General features: G+C 73.4%; 9 protein-coding genes. 5 read left to right on the forward strand and 4 right to left on the reverse strand.

All coding sequences use genetic code 11. From position 1 onward, the window contains the following. The first annotated feature begins 9 nt into the window (after positions 1-9). Positions 10-1,956 (forward strand): potassium transporter Kup, encoded by a 1,947-nt coding sequence (locus WMF19_RS09915; RefSeq protein WP_272101417.1) that lies wholly within the window; start codon positions 10-12, stop codon positions 1,954-1,956. A gap of 151 nt (positions 1,957-2,107) precedes the next feature. On the opposite strand, the gene WMF19_RS09920 is transcribed toward WMF19_RS09915, so the two are convergent. Next, positions 2,108-3,397: a citrate synthase family protein gene (locus WMF19_RS09920; RefSeq protein WP_272101418.1), complete on the reverse strand. Its 1,290-nt coding sequence runs from the start codon at positions 3,395-3,397 to the stop codon at positions 2,108-2,110. Positions 3,398-3,611: 214 nt separating this feature from the next. Here WMF19_RS09920 and WMF19_RS09925 point away from each other — a divergent pair, with 214 nt between their 5' ends. The 4 genes from WMF19_RS09925 to WMF19_RS09940 all read left to right on the forward strand — a co-directional run bounded on the left by WMF19_RS09925 (position 3,612) and on the right by WMF19_RS09940 (position 10,965). Continuing rightward, a complete protein-coding gene (locus WMF19_RS09925; protein ID WP_437898850.1) occupies positions 3,612-4,760 on the forward strand; it encodes a citrate synthase in 1,149 nt (382 codons plus the stop codon). A gap of 274 nt (positions 4,761-5,034) precedes the next feature. Then, entirely contained in the window at positions 5,035-5,835 is an 801-nt protein-coding gene (locus WMF19_RS09930) for a recombinase A (RefSeq protein WP_437898851.1), read from the forward strand. 13 nt (positions 5,836-5,848) lie between these two features. Next, positions 5,849-7,720, forward strand: coding sequence for a DinB/UmuC family translesion DNA polymerase (locus WMF19_RS09935; RefSeq protein ID WP_437898852.1), 1,872 nt, complete (start codon positions 5,849-5,851; stop codon positions 7,718-7,720). After that, a complete protein-coding gene (locus WMF19_RS09940; RefSeq protein WP_437898853.1) occupies positions 7,717-10,965 on the forward strand; it encodes an error-prone DNA polymerase in 3,249 nt (1,082 codons plus the stop codon). The genes WMF19_RS09935 and WMF19_RS09940 overlap by 4 nt, the downstream gene beginning before the upstream one ends. Positions 10,966-11,073: 108 nt before the next feature. On the opposite strand, the gene WMF19_RS09945 is transcribed toward WMF19_RS09940, so the two are convergent. The 3 genes from WMF19_RS09945 to smc all read right to left on the reverse strand — a co-directional run bounded on the left by WMF19_RS09945 (position 11,074) and on the right by smc (position 17,089). Next, the gene (locus WMF19_RS09945; RefSeq protein WP_437898854.1) at positions 11,074-12,723 is read right to left on the reverse strand and encodes an ATP-binding protein; all 1,650 of its coding nucleotides are present in this window, start codon (positions 12,721-12,723) and stop codon (positions 11,074-11,076) included. A gap of 182 nt (positions 12,724-12,905) precedes the next feature. After that, positions 12,906-13,487: a hypothetical protein gene (locus tag WMF19_RS09950; RefSeq protein ID WP_437898855.1), complete on the reverse strand. Its 582-nt coding sequence runs from the start codon at positions 13,485-13,487 to the stop codon at positions 12,906-12,908. Next, positions 13,484-17,089: a chromosome segregation protein SMC gene (gene smc, locus WMF19_RS09955; RefSeq protein ID WP_437898856.1), complete on the reverse strand. Its 3,606-nt coding sequence runs from the start codon at positions 17,087-17,089 to the stop codon at positions 13,484-13,486. The genes WMF19_RS09950 and smc overlap by 4 nt, the downstream gene beginning before the upstream one ends. Between the last annotated feature and the right edge of the window lie 257 nt (positions 17,090-17,346).

Genomic DNA, 17,346 nt, shown 5'->3' on the forward strand with positions numbered 1-17,346 from the left:
CCGCCCCCGATGACGATGAGCCCACGACCGGTCCCTGCCGCAGAGCGCCCCGCGCCCTCTCCGATGGCCGAGCGCGCCCACATGGGGAGCTCGAAGAAGATGTGGCCGCTGATGCTGGCCGCGCTCGGGGTCGTCTACGGCGACATCGGGACGAGCCCGCTCTACGCGATGAAGGAGTGCTTCAGCCGCAGCAGCCCGCACCACGTCGCTCCGACGCCCGAGAACGTGCTCGGGGTGCTCTCGCTGATGTTCTGGTCGTTGATGATGGTGGTGACCATCAAGTACGTGACGTTCATCACGCGGGCCGACAACGAGGGCGCGGGCGGCATCCTCGCGCTGCTCGCGCTCGTCCCGAGCGGCGATCGCAAGGGCGACGGCCGCGGCCTCCTCGTGCTCCTCGTCCTCTTCGGCGCGGCGCTCCTTTATGGCGACGGCGTGATCACGCCCGCGATCTCGGTGCTCTCGGCCGTGGAGGGCCTCGAGGTCGCGATCCCGAAGCTGGACCCTTCCGTCGTGCCGGTCATCACCTGCGGCGTGCTGCTCGCCGTGTTCCTCGTGCAGAAGCGCGGTACGGCCGGGGTCGGGTCGATCTTCGGGCCTGTGACGCTCGTGTGGTTTGTCACGCTCGTCCTCCTCGGGGCCAAGGAGATCATCGGCAGCCCCGGAGTGCTCCGGGCCGTCTCACCGACCTACGCGGTGAGCTTCTTTGTCGAGAATCAACTGCATGGCTTCCTGATCCTCGGCGCGGTCGTCCTCTGCATCACGGGCGGCGAGGCGCTGTACGCCGACATGGGGCATTTCGGCCGCGTGCCGATCAAGTACACCTGGTACACGATCGTCTGGCCCGGGCTGCTCATCAATTACTTCGGCCAGGGCGCCAAGCTCCTCGCGGACCCCACCGCGGCGGCGAACCCGTTCTATGCGCTGGTCCCGTCGTGGGCGCTCTACCCCACGGTGGCGATCGCCACCGCGGCGACGGTCGTCGCGTCCCAGGCGCTCATCTCCGGGGCCTTCTCGCTGACCCAGCAGGCGGTGCAGCTCGGGTATTTCCCGCGCGTCACGGTGGTCCACACGTCGAAGGACGAGGCGGGGCAGATCTACATCCCCGAGGTGAACAGCGGGCTCCTGATCTCGTGCATCGTGCTGGTTCTCACGTTCAAGAACTCGAGCGCGCTCGCGGCTGCCTACGGCATCGCCGTCACGGGGACGATGGGGATCACCACGGTGGTCTATTACGTGGTCACCCGGAAGACGTGGGGTTGGCCGGTCTGGAAATCGCTCCCGCTCGCCGGGCTCTTCCTGGTGATCGATCTCGCGTTCTTCGCGGCGAACAGCGCCAAGTTCTTCCACGGGGGCTGGGTGCCCATCGTGATGGGCGCGGCGATCTTCACGGTGATGACGACCTGGAAGACGGGGCGCAAGCACCTCGCAGCGGCGATCAAGTCGGCGATCTTGCCGCTCGACATGTTCCTCGAGGACGTGAAGCGCGTGAAGCCGCACCGGGTGCGCGGGACGGCGGTCTTCATGGCGTCGAGCCCGGAGGGCACGCCGCCGATCCTGCTGCACCACGTGAAGCACAACCAGGTGCTGCACGAGCAGGTGGTGCTCCTCTCGATCCAGGTGACGAACGTGCCGGAGGTGCCGGCGGAGCGGCGAACGACGGTGATCCCGCGGGGCGAGGGGATCTACCAGGTCACGGCGTGTTACGGCTTCATGCAGACGCCGAACGCGCCGTCGGTGCTCGAGGGGTGCAAGCGGCACGGGCTCGACATCGATCTCGGGAGGACGAGCTACTACCTCGGCAGGGAGACGCTGCTGACGACCGGGCGCTCGAAGATGTCCCGGTGGCGCAAGGGGCTGTTCGCCTTCATCTCGCGGAACGCGCGGCCGGCGACGGCGTACTTCGGTCTGCCGCCGAACCGCGTGGTCGAGCTCGGAATGCAGGTCGATTTTTGACGGCGGGGGCACGCGCCCCCGCCGCCCCGCCGAGCGAAGCTCGTCGGGGCCCCACCACCCCGCGAACCACGCTTGTCGTCTTGCGTGCAGCGCCGCTTCTTGCGTGCAGCGCCGCTTCGGGCCTGACGTCGATGGCGTCAGGAGGCTGCGATCAGGGCCCCGTGTACCGGGCGCGCGGCCGGAGCATGTACCCCGCCTCGCGCTGCTCGAACGCGTGGGCGATCCAGCCGGCGGCGCGCCCCACCGCGAAGAGCGCCGCCGCCGTGCCGGCCGGCAGGCCGAGCGCGGCCGCGATCGCGACGAGGCCCAGGTCGAGCGACGGCGGATCGAGGCCGGCGTCGCGCAGCGCGTCGACGAGCGCGAGCACCGTGCGCAAGGCCGTGCTCTGCGGGGCGAGCGCGCGGGCCGTGTCGAGCAGCAGCTGGGCGCGGGGGTCGCCCTCGGGGTAGAGCCTGTGCCCGACGCCTGCGATGGGCTCGCCGCGGCGCAGCCGCTCGTGGACCGCGGCGGCGGCGCGCTCGGGCCGGCCCGCCTCGGCGACCAGGGCCTCCACCCGGTCGGTCATGCCGCCGTGCCTCGGGCCGGAGAGCGCGGCGAGCCCCGCGCTGACGCAGGCGTAGAGGTCGGCGCCGGTGGACGCGGCCACCCGGACCGCGAACGTCGAGGCGTTCAGCTCGTGATCGGCCGAGACCAAGAGCGCCCGGTTCACGGCGCGCTCGGCCTTCTTCGAGGCGTTCGCGCCGAGGGCGATGAGCAGCCGCCGCGCCGCCCCGTCGGCCTCGAGGGCGTCGGTCGCCCTGCGCGCGTCCCGCCCGAGGCCCACGAGCGCCGCGAGCGATCGCACGAGGGCCCGCGCCCGTGTGCGCTCCGCGTCGCCCGTGGGGATGCGCCCATCGCCCGAAGGCGCGCCCACGTGGCGGGTCGGGTCGTGCGCGCCGAGCGCGGGCACCACGAGCGCGAGCGCGACGAACGGCGGCGCGCCTTCCGGCAGGAGCGCCGCGAGCTTGGCCGGGCGGACGCTCAGCCGGCCTGGCCGCGCCGCCGGCGCGCCCTCCGCCGGCAGCTCGCCCGTCCAGAGCAGCTCGGCGACCGCCTCGAAGGGCACGTCGTCGAGCGCCAGCGCGACCGCCTCCTTGCCCCGGTAGACGGGCCCGCGCGGGCCGATCGCGGTGAGCGCCGACTCGAGCACCGGCTCGCCCCACCGGAGCGCCTCGGCGGCGACAGGGCCGTGGCCGGCGCGCGCGTCGTGCCGCGCCTTGAGCCGCTCGATGTCCGCCCGGAGGTAGAGCCGCGCGCGCCCTCGCCCGCCAGGCACCCCCCGGAGCACGCCCCGGCTCGCGTACGCGTAGAGCGTCTCCCGCTTCACGCCGAGCAGCTCCGCCGCCTCGGCGCCGGTCACGTACGCCGACGGCCGTTGCCCGGAGTCAGGTAGATCCACCATGAGCGCCCATCAACGTTGCATCCATCCTGTCTTCCGATGCACGAGGCGCCGGCGTCGCGCGCGCCGGCGACACCCATCCCTCCTAGCACCGCCCTCCTCGGCTTCCTCCGGGATTCTTCCTCGACGCGCTTCGAGGCCGTGCATGGTTGATTGTACAATCAAGGTTGATCAACCTCGTGCGGTGCCCAAGATGTCGTCAGCGGAGGTGATCGGAATGAGGGATGTGGCGGCGCCGCTCGCGAGCGGCCTGGAAGGCGTGGTGGTGGCGGAGACGCGGCTCTCGGAGGTGGACGGAGAGCGGGGGAGGCTCACCCTCGCGGGCCACGACGTCGAGGAGCTCGCCGGCGGCGGCGGGGTGACCTTCGAGGACGTGTGCGGGCTGCTCTGGGGCGGCGCGCTGCCCGGGGCGGCGGAGCGGGAGTCGCTCCGGCGAGCGATCGCCGAGGGGCGGACGAGGGCCTTCGCGCTGCTCGGGCGGCTCGGGGACGCGCTCCAGGCCAGCGACGGGATGGATGCGCTCCGCGCCGCGGTCGCGCACCTCTCGGCCGACGTCCCGCCCGCGGCGATCGCCGGGGCGGTAGCGACCTTCGCGGCGGCGTGGGCGCGGCGCTGCGCGGGGGAGGCGCCGGTCGCGCCCGATCCGGCGCTCCGGCTCTCGGCCGACTACCTGCGCATGGCGCGGGGGGCTGCGGCGAGCGAGGCCGAGGCGCGCGAGCTCGACACGTACCTCGTGACGGTCTCGGATCACGGCATGAACGCGTCCACCTTCACCGCGCGCGTGGTCACCTCGACGGGGTCGGACGCGATCTCGGCGGTGGTCGCGGCGATCGGCGCGCTGAAGGGGCCGCTCCACGGCGGCGCGCCCGGGCCGGTCCTCGACATGCTGGACGCGGTCGCGGCGAAGGCGGTCGAGGGCGGCGCGCCGCTGCCGGGCTGCGCCGAGCGCTGGATCCAGGCCGAGCTCGCGGCGGGCCGGCGGATCATGGGCATGGGCCACCGGATCTACCGGGTGAGGGATCCGCGGGCGGCGGTGCTCGAGCGGGCGATCGAGCGGCTCGGGCGGACGGCAGGCGGCGCGCAGAGCGCCCGGCTCGCGCTGGCGCGTGAGGTCGAGCGGGCGGCGGAGGCCGCGCTCCGCGCGCGGCACCCGGATCGCCCGCTGCGCGCGAACGTCGAGTTCTACACGGCGGTGCTGCTCGACGCGCTCGGGCTGCCACGCGCGCTCTTCGCGCCGACCTTCGCGGTGGGCAGGGTCGCCGGCTGGTGCGCGCACATCGACGAGCAGCGGCGCGCGGGGCGGCTCATTCGCCCGAGCTCACGCTACATCGGTGGCGTCCCCGCAGCGGCAGCTCCGCCGCATTGAGGCGTCGGGCCCGCCGCGCGCGCGGCGAGGCTGTCGGCAGGAGCGCTGGTCATCGCCGACCATGAGGTCGACCTGCCCCGGTCGGACTTATTGAAGAGCCCGTGACGGCATTCGCTTCATCCCCGTCGTCCTGCCATCCTATCTGCACAGAAATTGCCGGAGAGGCCGCTCCAGAGCCCTGGGAGGGCGAAAGGAGAACGCCACGGGCGCAGGTAGGACGTTGTTCGTCCTGCAAAGTTGGCAGCCGCGCGGGGGCACTGTTATCGTGTTCAGTATGTCGTCCGCCGCTCTTGCCGCTCCGCTTGCCCGGGACCTCCTGCGCCATACCCTCCCCGAGTTCGAAGCGCGCGCCAAGACGCTCCCGCTCGGCCTGCGGGAAATCAACGAGGCGCTCCCGGAAGGGGGGCTGCCGCGCGGGGGGGTGGTGGAGCTCGCCGCGCCGCGGGGGCTGGGGCGGTCGACCTCGCTCGCCCTCTCCGCGTGCGCGTCGGCGCAAGCGGAGGCGCGGCTGCGCGGGACGAGCGCGACGGCGGGGGCGTGGTGCGCGTGGATCGACCCGAGCGGCTCGCTCTTCGCGCCGGCGGTCGCGCGCGCGCAGGTCGATCTGAGCCGGCTGCTCGTGGTGCGGCCCCCGCCGGAGGTGCTCGCGAAGGTCGCGGTCCGGATGGCGATGAGCCGGGCGTTCGCGGTGCTCGTGATCGATGTGGCTGGGGTCCCGGGGGCCTTCGGCCAGGGCGTGGGGAAGGGGGAGCGGAGCGCGCCCGGGGCGGGGCGCCGCGAGGAGGACCTCGCGCGCTGGGTCAACGTGGTGCGCAAGCTCGCCCTGGCGATCGAGGGGAGCGACGGGACGATCCTGCTCCTCACCGATCGCCAGGCGGCGCGGCCGATGCCCTTGCCGGTCGCGATGCGGCTGGAGCTCGAGCAGGTCGCCGAGAACCGGTTGATGGTCCGCGTCGCCAAGGACCGCCGAGGGCGCGTGACCTCGCCGACGCCGGTGGTGCTCGGGGAGCGGCCCGGGGACAGGGCAGAGCGGACGGCGGGCGGCGAGCCGCGGCCCGCGCTGTCGCGGGCGTGAGGGAGGAGAGGCGATGGCGGTGAAGCGCATTGTGGCGATCGTGCTCCCGCAGCTCGCGTGCGAGCTGGTGAAGCAGCGTGGGCCGGTCTCGCCGAGCGGGAAGGCGCCGCTCGCGGTGATCCTCGGGGGCGACGAGGACCGCCGCGCGGCGGCCGCGCCGCGGCCCGAGCCCGAGCGCGAGCCGCAGGCGCCGGCGGCGGTGATCGACGTGGTCGACGACGAGGCGAGGCGGTACGGGGTGAGGCCGGGGCAGAAGGTGGTCGAGGCGGCGGCGCTGGTCGCCCACCTCGCGATCCACCGGGTGACGTTCGCCGAGATCGACGCGGCGCTCGGCCGGGTCGCCGAGGTGGCGCTCGGGCTCGGGGCGACGGCGGCGATCCAGCTCGGCGAGCAGGGCGCCCCGCGCGCCGGCGCGTCGCGGGCGAGCCGCGCTCCCGAGCGCGCCGCGAGCGAGGCGAGGAGCCCCTGGGGCGACGGCCCGTACGACACGGTGTGGCTCGACATCACCGGGGCGTCGCACCTCGTCGGCGGTGAGGAGGCGCTGCTCGGCGAGCTCGGCGAGCGCGTCGCGGCGCTCGGCCACCGGGCGCGGCTCGCGATCGCCGACGGGCCGCGGCTCGCGCAGGCGCTCGCGCGCTTCGGCGCGCACGCGGACGGCGGGGGAGGGGCGGAGGCCCCGATCGCGCCGCCGGGCAAGGGGGCGCAGGCGATCGGGTCCTTGCCGGTGCAGGCGCTCCCGGTCGAGCGCGAGGTGGCGAGCTTCCTCGTCCGGCTCGGCGTGCTCCGCGTCGAGGATCTCGCGCGCCTGCCGCGGGCGCAGGTGGCGGCGCGGCTGGGGCCGCGGACGGCCGACGTGATGGAGCTCCTCGCCGGGCGCGATCCCGTGCCGCTCCTGCCGTTCGAGGTGCCCCGGCTGCTCGAGGAGGAGGTGCTCTTCGACGAGCCGATCGAGAGCGCCGAGTCGCTCCTGTTCGTGCTGCGCGGCATGACGTCGCGGATCGCTTCGCGGCTCGCCGCGCGCGGGGAGGCGTGCGGGCGGCTCAACGTGGCGATCGCCTACGATCGCTCGATCGCGCGGCTCCGCCTCGGCGAGCGCGAGGACGACGGCGCCGCGGCGCTCCTGGAAGACGACGGGCGCGGCCCTTCGCTGCGCTTCCACGTCGACATGCCGGTGCCCCTCTCGGACGCGGGCGATCTGCTCCGCCCGCTGAAGGCGAAGCTCGAGCGGATCGAGCTCGCGGCGCCCGCGGTGGGGGTCCACGTCATCGCCTCGCGCATCGCGCGGGCTCGTCGGGTGCAGCTCGATCTGTCGCGCGACCGGTCGGTCGATCCCGACAGCCTGCCGGCGCTCCTGGCCGAGCTCTCGGCGGAGATCGGCCAGGAGCGGGTGGGCATCCTGGAGATCGCCGACGCGCACCGCCCCGAGGCGCGCTCGCGGCTCGTGCCGGCCTCCGGAGAGGCGGCCATGACGCGCGCGTCCGCCGCGGCCCGCGCGCGCGCCGCGGCAGATCGGGGCGCGGCGGAGCAGGCGGAGGGCGCGGATGCGCAGGTGCTCGAGCCCGCGCGGCTCCTCGCGCAGCCGATCCCGCTCGGCCGGGTGGGGCGCGGGGCGATCGTGGCCGTCGATCGGCACCTCTACGCGATCGAGCGGCTCTCCTTCGTGATGCGGATCGACGCGGTGGAGTGGTGGACGCCCACGCCGGCGTCGCGCGATTACGCGCGCGCCTGGCTCGTCTCGGGCTCTCCGTCCGGCAAGGCCGCCCCGGCGCGCCTCGGCGAGCTGCGCCCTTCTCGAGACGGCGCGAGCGCGAGCTCCTGCGGCGAAGCGTGGATCTACGTCGACCGCGCGACGGGCGAGGCCTTCCTGCAGGGGTGGTGCGAGTGAGCGCCGGCGCGTCGGTCCCGTTCGTGGAGCTCTGCGGCCGCTCCTGCTTCTCTTTCCTGGAGGGCGCCTCGCACCCCGAGGAGCTCGTGCACCGCGCCAAGGAGCTCGGCCTCGAGGGGATCGCGCTCTGCGATCGCGACGGGATCTACGGCAGCGTGCGGGCGCACACGGCGGCGAAGAAGGTCGAGCAGCGGGTGATCGTCGGGGCCGAGCTGACGCTGGGCGCGCCGCGCGGGGGCGGCGAGCGCGCGCCGGAGGTCCGTCCGTCGGTGGTCCTCCTGGTCGAGGACAGCGAGGGTTACGCGAACCTCTGCCGCCTGCTCACGATCGCGCACGCCGAGTGCGAGAAGGGGATGGCGAGCATCTCGGCGGAGGCGATCGCGGCGGCGCAGCGGGGCCTCTCCGCGATCGTGCCGCTCGATCCTCTCGTGCCCGCGGGCGTCTCCGGCGCGCTCATCGGCGCGCTGCGCGACGCGTTCGGCGAGCGCGCGCTCGTCGCGACCTGGAAGCACCTCGACCGCCGCGACGGCGAGCGCGTCGCGGCGGCCCTCGCGGCGGAGCGCCGCTACGGCCCCTGCGTCGTGGCGACGGCGCGCCCGCTCTATCATCACCCGTCGCGCAAGCCGCTCGCGGACGTGCTCGCGTGCATCCGGACCAAGACCACGCTCGATCAAGCCGGGACGCGGATCGCGCCGAACGCGGAGGCGTACGTGCGGTCCGGCGCGCAGATGGCGGCGCTGTTCCGCGATCATCCGGCCTGGCTCGCGCGCACGGTCGAGGTCGCGTCCCGCTGCCGCTTCTCGCTGTCCGAGCTCCGCTACAGCTTCCCGAGCGACGCCCTCTGCATGCCGGGGGAGACGTCGGATCAGGCGCTGCGCCGCCTCACCGAGGAGGGCTGCCGCGACCGTTACCCGGAGGGGACGCCGCCTCCGGTGCGCGCGCAGATCGAGAAGGAGCTCGCGTTGATCGCGAAGCTCGGCGTGGCGCCTTATTTCCTCAGCGTGCAGCAGGTCGTGAAGATCGCGCGCGCGCGGCAGATCCTCTGCCAGGGCCGCGGGAGCGCGGCGAACAGCGCGGTGTGCTTTGTGCTCGGCGTGACGGCGGTGGACCCGGCCCGGTCGAGCCTGCTTTTCGAGCGTTTCCTTTCGGAGGAGCGCCACGAGCCCCCGGACATCGACGTCGATTTCGAGCACGAGCGCCGGGAGGAGGTGATCCAGGCGATCTACGAGATGTACGGGCGCGACCGGGCGGCGATGGTCTCGGAGGTGATCGCCTACCGCGGCAAGAGCGCGCTCCGCGAGGTGGGCAAGGCGTTCGGCTTCTCGGCGGATCAGGTCGATCGGCTGAGCGGCCTCGTGCTCCACCATGAGGCGGACATCACCGAGCAGCGGGTCAGCGAGGCGGGCCTCGATCCGGACGACGTGCGCGTCCGGCAGGCCGTCATGATGGCGAGCGCGCTCGAGGGTTTCCCGCGTCATCTCTCGATCCACGTGGGCGGCTTCGTGCTGTCGTCGGAGCCGCTGCACAAGGTGGCCCCGGTCGAGCCTGCGCGGATGGAGGGCCGCACGGTAATCCCGTGGGACAAGGACGATCTCGACGATCTCGGCTTCTTCAAGATCGACGTCCTGGCGCTCGGCATGCTGACGGCGATCCGCAAGGCGCTCGGTTTGATCCACTCGGACCGGTACGCCGGGCTCGCGGGTCCCTCGGTCGACGCGGCAGGGGCCCCTGCGCCTGCGGGGGCGTTGCTCCACGCGGGCCGAGGCGCCCCGTTCGATCCGATCGCGGCGCTCGCGCAGATCCCGCCAGAGGATCCGGCTGTCTACGAGGCCATCGGCCGGGCCGACACGGTGGGGGTGTTCCAGATCGAGAGCCGCGCGCAGATGGCGATGCTCCCGCGGCTGAAGCCGAGCAAGTTCTACGACCTGGTGATCGAGGTGGCGATCGTGCGCCCCGGGCCCATCCAGGGCGGGATGGTGCACCCCTACCTGCGCCGGCGGACGGGGCAGGAGCCGCCGGTGTCCCCGCACCCGTGCCTGGATCCCATCCTGGAGCGCACGCTCGGCGTTCCGCTCTTCCAGGAGCAGGTGATGCAGATCGCGATGGTCGGCGCGGGCTACACGCCGGGCGAGGCCGACCAGCTGCGCCGCGACATGGCGGCGTGGAAGAAGCACGGGCGCCTGGAGCGGCACCGCGGGCGGCTCATCCAGGGCTTCGCCGAGCAGGGGATCTCGGCGAAGTTCGGGGAGATGCTCTACCAGCAGATCCAGGGCTTCGGGGAGTACGGCTTCCCGGAGTCGCACGCGGCGAGCTTCGCGCTCCTCGTGTACGCGTCGGCCTGGCTCAAGGTCCACCACCAGGCGGCGTTCACCTGCGCGCTGCTCAACGCGCAGCCGATGGGGTTCTACAGCCCGTCGGCGCTGGTGCAGGACGCGCAGCGGCACGGCGTGGACGTGCGGCCGGTGTGCGTGGTGCAGAGCGCGTGGGACGCGACCCTCGAGCCCGGCGCCGAGCCCTCGGCGGGCCCGGCGCTGCGGCTCGGCATGCGGCTCGTGAAGGGGCTCGGCGAGGCGGCCGTGGCGGCGATCGTGGCGGCGCGCGAGGAAGCGCCGTTCACGAGCCTCCCGGATCTCGTGAGGCGCACGGAGCTGAAGAAGAACGAGGTGGAGGCGCTCGCAGAAGCGGGCGCGCTCGCCGCGCTGGTGCCTGCCCGGAGAGAGGCGCTCTGGCGCGCGCGCGCCCCCCGCGTGGAGGGGTTGTTCGAGGGCGTTCCGATCGAGCAGGACCGGGACGTCGGGCTCCCTCCGCTCAGGCCGCTGGAGCAGCTCGCGCTGGACTACGGGCGCGTGGGTCTGTCGCTGCACGACCACCCGATGCGGCACGTGCGGCGGGTGCTCAAGCGGCGGCGCGGCGCCGGGCGCGTGCGTACCGCCGAGGAGATCAAGGCCGCGCGCGACGGGGAGAGCGTGCGCGTCGCCGGGATGGTGGTCGGACGCCAGCGGCCGGCGACCGCGAGCGGCGTGACGTTCATGACGCTCGAGGACGAGACCGGCGTGGTCAACGTCATCGTCCAGAGGCAGGTCTTCGCGGAGTACGAGCACGTGGCGAGGAACGCGGCGCTCTTGCTCGTCGCCGGGCGGGTCGAGCGGCAGGGCCAGGTCGTCCACGTCCTCGCGCGCGAGCTCGATCGGCTGGAGCTGCCCAGCGGCGAGGAGATCGCGCTCAAGTCGCGCGACTACCGCTGAGGGCGCGCCGGCGTCGCGCTCCCGGAGCGCAGGGCGATCGGCGGCGCGTGAGGAGAGCGCGCGCGCTCGTCAGAGGGGCGGCGACGACCTCGTCGACCAGCGCGCTCGTCAGCGAGCGGCGACGACCTCGTCGACCAGCGAGAGCAGCGTCGCCGCGTCGAACGGCTTCAGGAGCAGCCGGGCTTCGACCTGCTGCAGGAACGCCTTGCTGCGCTCCGTGAAGGCGCCGCCGGTCAGGAACACGACACGGCGCTGCTGCTCGGGCGCGTGCTCGGCAAGTGAGGTGTAAAAGTCCATTCCCGTCATGTCGGGCATCATGAGGTCGCACAGGATGGCGTCGTACCGCTCTCCGGCGCGGATCCGGCGGAGCGCGTCGCGCGCGCTCGCTGTCGCGGTCGTCTCGTGCCGTGGCTCGAGCGTCCCCGCGATGGCCCGCGTGAGCAGCGGCTCATCATCGATGATGAGGACCCGTTGCCGCGGCGCCGCCTCCGGCGCGAGCGCGGCGAGGCTGCCGCTCTCGCGCGGCCACCTCGACGCGCCGGGGCCGGGCGCCGCAGAGGCGTGCGCCTCTCTGGCCGCGGCGGCGGGGAGGACGAGGCGGAACGTGCTCCCCTTGCCGGGGCGGCTGTCCACCTCGATCCGACCCCCCAGCGCCGTGACGATGGAGTGGCAGATCGCGAGCCCCAACCCGAGCCCTTCGCCAGCTTCTTTGCTCGTGTAGAACGGCTCGAAGATCCGCCCGAGCGACTCGGGCGCGATCCCGGCGCCCGTGTCGCGCACCTCGACGACGACCGCCCCCTCGGCGTCACAGCGCGTCGAGAGCTCGATCTCGTTCTGCTCGGCGAGCCCTTCGGGGATGGCCTGCGCGGCGTTCACGATGAGGTTCAGGAAGACCTGCGCGAGCCGCGGCTCGTTCGCCTGGACAGGCGGCACCTCCTGGAAGCTCCGGACGACGCGGGCGCGGTGCCGGATCTCGTTCATCGCCATGTGGATGCAGGAGTCGAGCACCCGCCGGGGGTCGACCGGCCCGCGGCGGTCCTTCTCGGCGCGCGAGAAGCTGTGGAGATCGCGCACGATGATCCGCACCCGCTCGGCGCCCTCGCGCGCGTCCTCCAGCAGGCTCAGCACGTCGGAGAGCTCGCTCGATGACGCGCGGCCGTCGCCGTGAGAGCGAGCCCAGGGGCCGCCGCGCGCAGCGCTATTCCGCCGATCGAGCGAGCCGATGCGCCGGATGGCCGCGTCGACGTTCGTGATGACGAAGGCGAGGGGGTTGTTGATCTCGTGGGCGACGCCGGCGGCCAGCGTGCCGACGCTCGCCATGCGACCTGCGCCGACGAGGCGGACCTGCGTCTGCGCCAGCGCCCGGCGCGAGACGGCGTCGCGCGCGGCGCGCTCGCGGACGACGGAGAGCCGCGCCCGGGGGCCCGCGCCGTCGCCGCCCGCGAGCAGGAAATCGCTCGCGCCGGCCGCGAGGATGCCGTCGATGTCCGCGTCGCGCTCGGTGATCGCGAGGACGAACACCGCATCGCCGCCGGGCTGCGCCCGCACGTGGCTGCAGAACGCGGCGGCGCTGGCGGGCTCGCTCCAGTCGACGGCGAGCACCGGCGGCGCCTCGCCAAGGCACCGCTCCAGGGCGTGCGCTGGATCGGAGGTGACGCCGACGTCCGGCACATGGCGTCGGATCAGCGCTTCGAATCGCTCGCTCGCCGCGGCGCACCCGCGGAGGAGCAGGATGGCGGCCGGCTCCGCGCAGCCCATCGACGTCCTCTCAGCTGTCCTTCGAAGACCCGTTTCAGGAGTCCTTCGAGGATCCTTACCGCATCTCCACCCCGGCGTGCAGGCATGGTGATCCGTTCCGCTGTGCCTGCCAGGCGACCTCGTCGCGTCGCCGGTCTCCTTCGAGCCGCTCGCCAGCCGCTCGGCTCGCCCGCTTCGCGCGGCTATCGAGGGCTGGCCGTCGCGTCGTCGTCCGGATCGCCGTCGTCGGCGACCCTCGTCGCGTCGTCCGTGAGCGGCGGGTACAGGCTCTCGACGAACTTCTCGGAGATCCGCCCCGCGAGGTGCGCATCCATCCGCGCCATCGCCTCGCGCAGCCGATCGATCTCGGCCGAGAGCGCTGCCTTGAGCGGCTGGCGCTGCGCCTGTTCCATCCAGGTGAGCTCCACAAGCGCCTCCTCAAGGTGCGCGCGCGCCGCACCAAGGTGCGCGTGCGCCGTGCCGCCCGCCTCGCCCGCGTCGGATTCTCGGACCAGGTACTCCGCGACGCGCACGCGCCCGCGGTGGCGGACCCGCGTCCGCTCGAGGAAATCCCGGTACGGCTTCACCGCCCCGCTGAGCGCCTGCACCGCCGCCGCGAGCGCGCTCGCCTCGCCCCGGAGCGCCTCGCGATCGGCGCCGGAGAGCGCCGTGTTGTGCTCGACGTGGGCCTCGAGCGTCGCCAGCACCTCGCGGGCCCAGCGGAGGTGCCGGAGCCCCGAGGCGCCGCGCGACAGGCGCCGCCCGGCCGTCCCGTCCGCGCTCACGCCACCGCCGCCGCCGGCGCCGCCTCGCGCTCCGGCCGCTTCGCCGTCTCGTTGATCTTCACGCTGACGAGCTTCGAGACGCCGGGCTCCTGCATCGTCACGCCGTAGAGCACGTCGACCGACTGCATCGTGCGCTTGATGTGCGTGATGAGGATGAACTGCGAGTGGCTCGTCATGCTCCGGATCGCCTCGTTGTAGCGGGCCACGTTCGCCTCATCGAGCGGCGCGTCGACCTCGTCGAGGATGCAGAACGGCGACGGCTTGAACTGGAAGATCGCGAAGATGAGCGACACCGCGGTGAGCGCCTTCTCGCCGCCGCTCATGAGCTCGATGTTCCCGAGCTTCTTGCCCGGCGGCTGCGCCAGGATCTCGATCCCCGTCTCCAGCATGTCGTCGGGGTTCGTCAGCCTGAGCTCCGCCTGCCCTCCGCGGAACATCTTGGGGAACAGCGCCTTGAAGCGCGCGTTGATGCCGTCGTACGTCGTCTTGAAGAGCCGCTTCGACTCGCGGTTCATCTGGGCGATCGCCTTCTCGAGGTCGTCGAGGGCCTTCTCGAGATCGGCCTTCTGGCCCGAGTAGTACGTGTACCGCTCCTCGGCCTCGGCGTGCTCGCGCACGGCGTCGAGGTTGACGGGGCCCATGCGGTCGAGCAGCTCCGTCAGCTCCTGGATGCGCGCGCGGTGCGAGGCGTCGGCGGGCGGCCGCTTGTGGTAGTCGCCGACCACGCGGGCGAGCTCCAGCCCGCGGAAGCGCTCGCGCACCCCCTCGATGAGGTGGTCGTGCTCGACCCGCAGCCGCTCCAGCGCGAGCTCGTGCTTGCGGAGCCGCTCCGACACCTCGGCCAGCTCCTGCCGCAGCCCGCGCAGGTCGGCCTCTCGCACCCCGTGCGCCTGCCGCGCCTCGTCCAGCGAGCGCCGCGCCTCGGTCAGCGCGGCCTGCGCCGCGTGCGCCTCCGCGACGGCGCGGACCAGCGCCTCGCGCGCGATCATGATCGTCGCCGCGGCCTTCCCCGCGCCCACGGCGCTCTCCGTCCGCTCCTGGTCGAGCCGGGCGATCCGGCCCCGGAGCTCGTTGCACGACCGCGTGAGCCGCTCGACCGTGCCCCGCGCCGCCGCGGCGCGCTCGCGCACGCGCGCGAGCTTCACCTTGCGCTCGGTCACGACCGACTGCTGCCCGAGCACCCGCTCGCGCCACTCGGCCGCGACCTGCTCGGCGTGCTCGAGGCCGGCCGCCGCCGCCTCGCGCGTCGCTCGCCCCGCCTCGAGCTTGTCGCGGGCCGCTTGCTGCTCGCTCCCGCCGGCGTCGAGGTTGTCGGCGAGGTCCTCGAGCTCGGAGCGCACCACGCCCTCGCGCTTCTGCGCCGCGGCGAGCTGCTCCTCCGCGCGGCGGAGGTCCTTCTCGGCCGTCACGAGGGCGAGCTCTCCCTCGTGCGCCTCGCTCCGCGCCCGCTCCAGCGCCGTCCCCACCTCGGTGATGCGCAGGCGGAGCTTTTGCTGCGCGTCGAGCAGCGCCGTCACCTCCTCCGACTTGGTCGCGACGAACTCGTGCAGCGCGCGCATCTCCCGCTTCTGCTCGATCATGCCGGCCGCGACCGCGTCGCCCGAGCCGCCGCTCACCACGCCGTCCTCGCGGAGGACGGTGCCGTCGAGCGTCACGAGCGTGCACCCCGCGCCCTCCGCCGCGAGCCGCGCCGCGACCTCGGCGGAGGCGACGACCACCGCGTCCCCCACGAGCGCGCGCGCCAGCGCCTCGTCCTCGGGCGCGAAGACGAGCCGGTCCACGAGCGGCCCGAGCACGCCCTCCCCGCGAGGAGGCCGCCGCGTCGCGCCGGCCACGAACGAGGGCCGCGCCGCGATCACGCTCGCCCGCCCGCGGTTGTTCTTCGACAGATCCGCGAGCAGCGCGATCCCGCGTTCGACGTCGCTCACCACCGCGCACTGCAGCCGGTCCCCGAGCAGCCCCGCGAAGGCCGCGGTCAGCTCGGCCGGCGCCTCGATCCGGTCGGCCACGAGCCCGAGCAGCGCCGGGTCCTTGGTCTTGAGGAGGTTCTTCACCCCGGCGCCGACGCCCTCCAGCCGCGCGTGCAGCTCCTCGAGCGCGCGGAGCCGGTTGCGCCGCTGCCCGAGCTCGTTCTTGGCGTGCTCCACGGCGCGGTCGCTCGAGACCGCCTGCTCGCGCAGCGCCTTCATCTCGACGTCGAGCCGCGACCGCTCCTCGGCCGAGAGCCGCTTCCCCTCGGCGAGCTCCGCGACGTTGCGCGTCAGCGACGAGCGCCGCCGCTCGAGCTCCTCGGACTCGTACATCAGCCGCCCGAGCTCGTCCTCGAGCTTCGCCCGCCGCTGGCTCATCTCCGTCATGCGCCGATCGAACCCGGCGAGCGACGCCTCGGCGGCCGCGACCGCCGCGGTGGCCTCGGCGGCCCGCCGGCGCAGGGCGGCGACCTCGTGCTCGGCGGTGCGCTCGCCGTGGCGCAGCTCCTCGAGCCGCTCGTGCTGCTCGAGCGCGAGCTCGCTCTCCCGCGCCTCTTCCTCGTCGACGCCGGCGAGCTGCGCCTCGAGCTGCGCCTTCTCTGCGCTGAGCTCCTCGACCGTCTTCTCGAGCTCGCCCTGCTCCTTGGCCGCGGTGACGAGCCGCTCCTCGAGGTGCCGCAGGCGGTCGCGCGCCCGCGCGATCTCCGCCTCGTGGGTGCGCACCTGGTTGTCGGCCGCGAACGCCTCGTTCTGCGCGCGCTCGGCCCGCTCCTCGCAGGCGAGGGCCTCGAGCCGGGTGACCTCGATCTCGGCCTCGCGCGCCGAGAGCGCGGTGCGCGACGCCTGCTCGCGCTCCGCGTGCGCGGCCCTGCCGAGCGACTCGTGCTGCGTGAGCACCGTGAGCTCCAGGAGCTTGTGCGACGCCTCGTGGAGCACGAGGTCCTCCAGCTCCTTGCGGTAGTTGACGTACCGCTCGGCCTTGGCCGCCTGGCGCTTCAAGGACGCGAGGTTCCGCTGGATCTCGGAGACGATGTCCCCCACGCGGAGCAGGTTCTGCCGCGTCTGGTCCATCTTCTGCTCGGCCTGCTTCTTCCTCGCCTTGTATTTCGTGATGCCGGCGGCCTCCTCGATGAGCATCCGCCGGTCCTCGGGGCGCGCCGAGACGATGAGCCCGATCTTGCCCTGCTCGACGATGGAGTAGGCCTTCGTGCCGACGCCGGTGCCGAGGAAGAGGTCGGTCACGTCCTTGAGCCGGACCTGGGTCTTGTTGATGAGGTACTCGCTCGTCCCGTCGCGGAAGAGCCGCCGCGTCACCGCGATCTCCGCGTAGTCCCGGTACTCGAGCGGCAGCTGCGACGCCGCCGTCGGCTCGCTGTTGTCGAAGGTGAGCGTCACCTCGGCCATCCCGTGCTGGGCGCGGGTCTCGGAGCCGTTGAAGATGACGTCCGACATCGACTTGCCGCGCAGGTGCTTCGCGCTCTGCTCGCCGATCGCCCACCGGATGGCGTCGACGATGTTCGACTTGCCGCAGCCGTTGGGACCGACGATGCCCACCACGTCCGTGTCGAAATGGACCACCGTCCGGTCGACGAACGATTTGAACCCGCTGATCTCGAGCTTACGAATGCGCATGACGTCCCTGGGACCGGCCGGGCGGGCTTAAACGTATCGTCACAGCACGCCACGTACCGTCACAACTGGCGTCTCGGGGTCTACGTGGGCTGGCGCCGCGCGGCAAGCTCGGAATCCTGGCTCCGCCCGCGCACCGAGGACCAAGTCTTGCGCATCCCGCGGGTGGTGCGATGTCCACGGCGCAAGGTGTGCTTTTGGCAGCCGCCTTGACAGGTGGCTAACGTGACCATACTCCTCGGGTTGTTCCGAGGAGTAGA

Source organism: Sorangium sp. So ce124, assembly GCF_051525235.1.
In the GTDB taxonomy this organism is placed as follows: Bacteria; Myxococcota_A; Polyangia; order Polyangiales; family Polyangiaceae; genus Sorangium; species Sorangium atrum.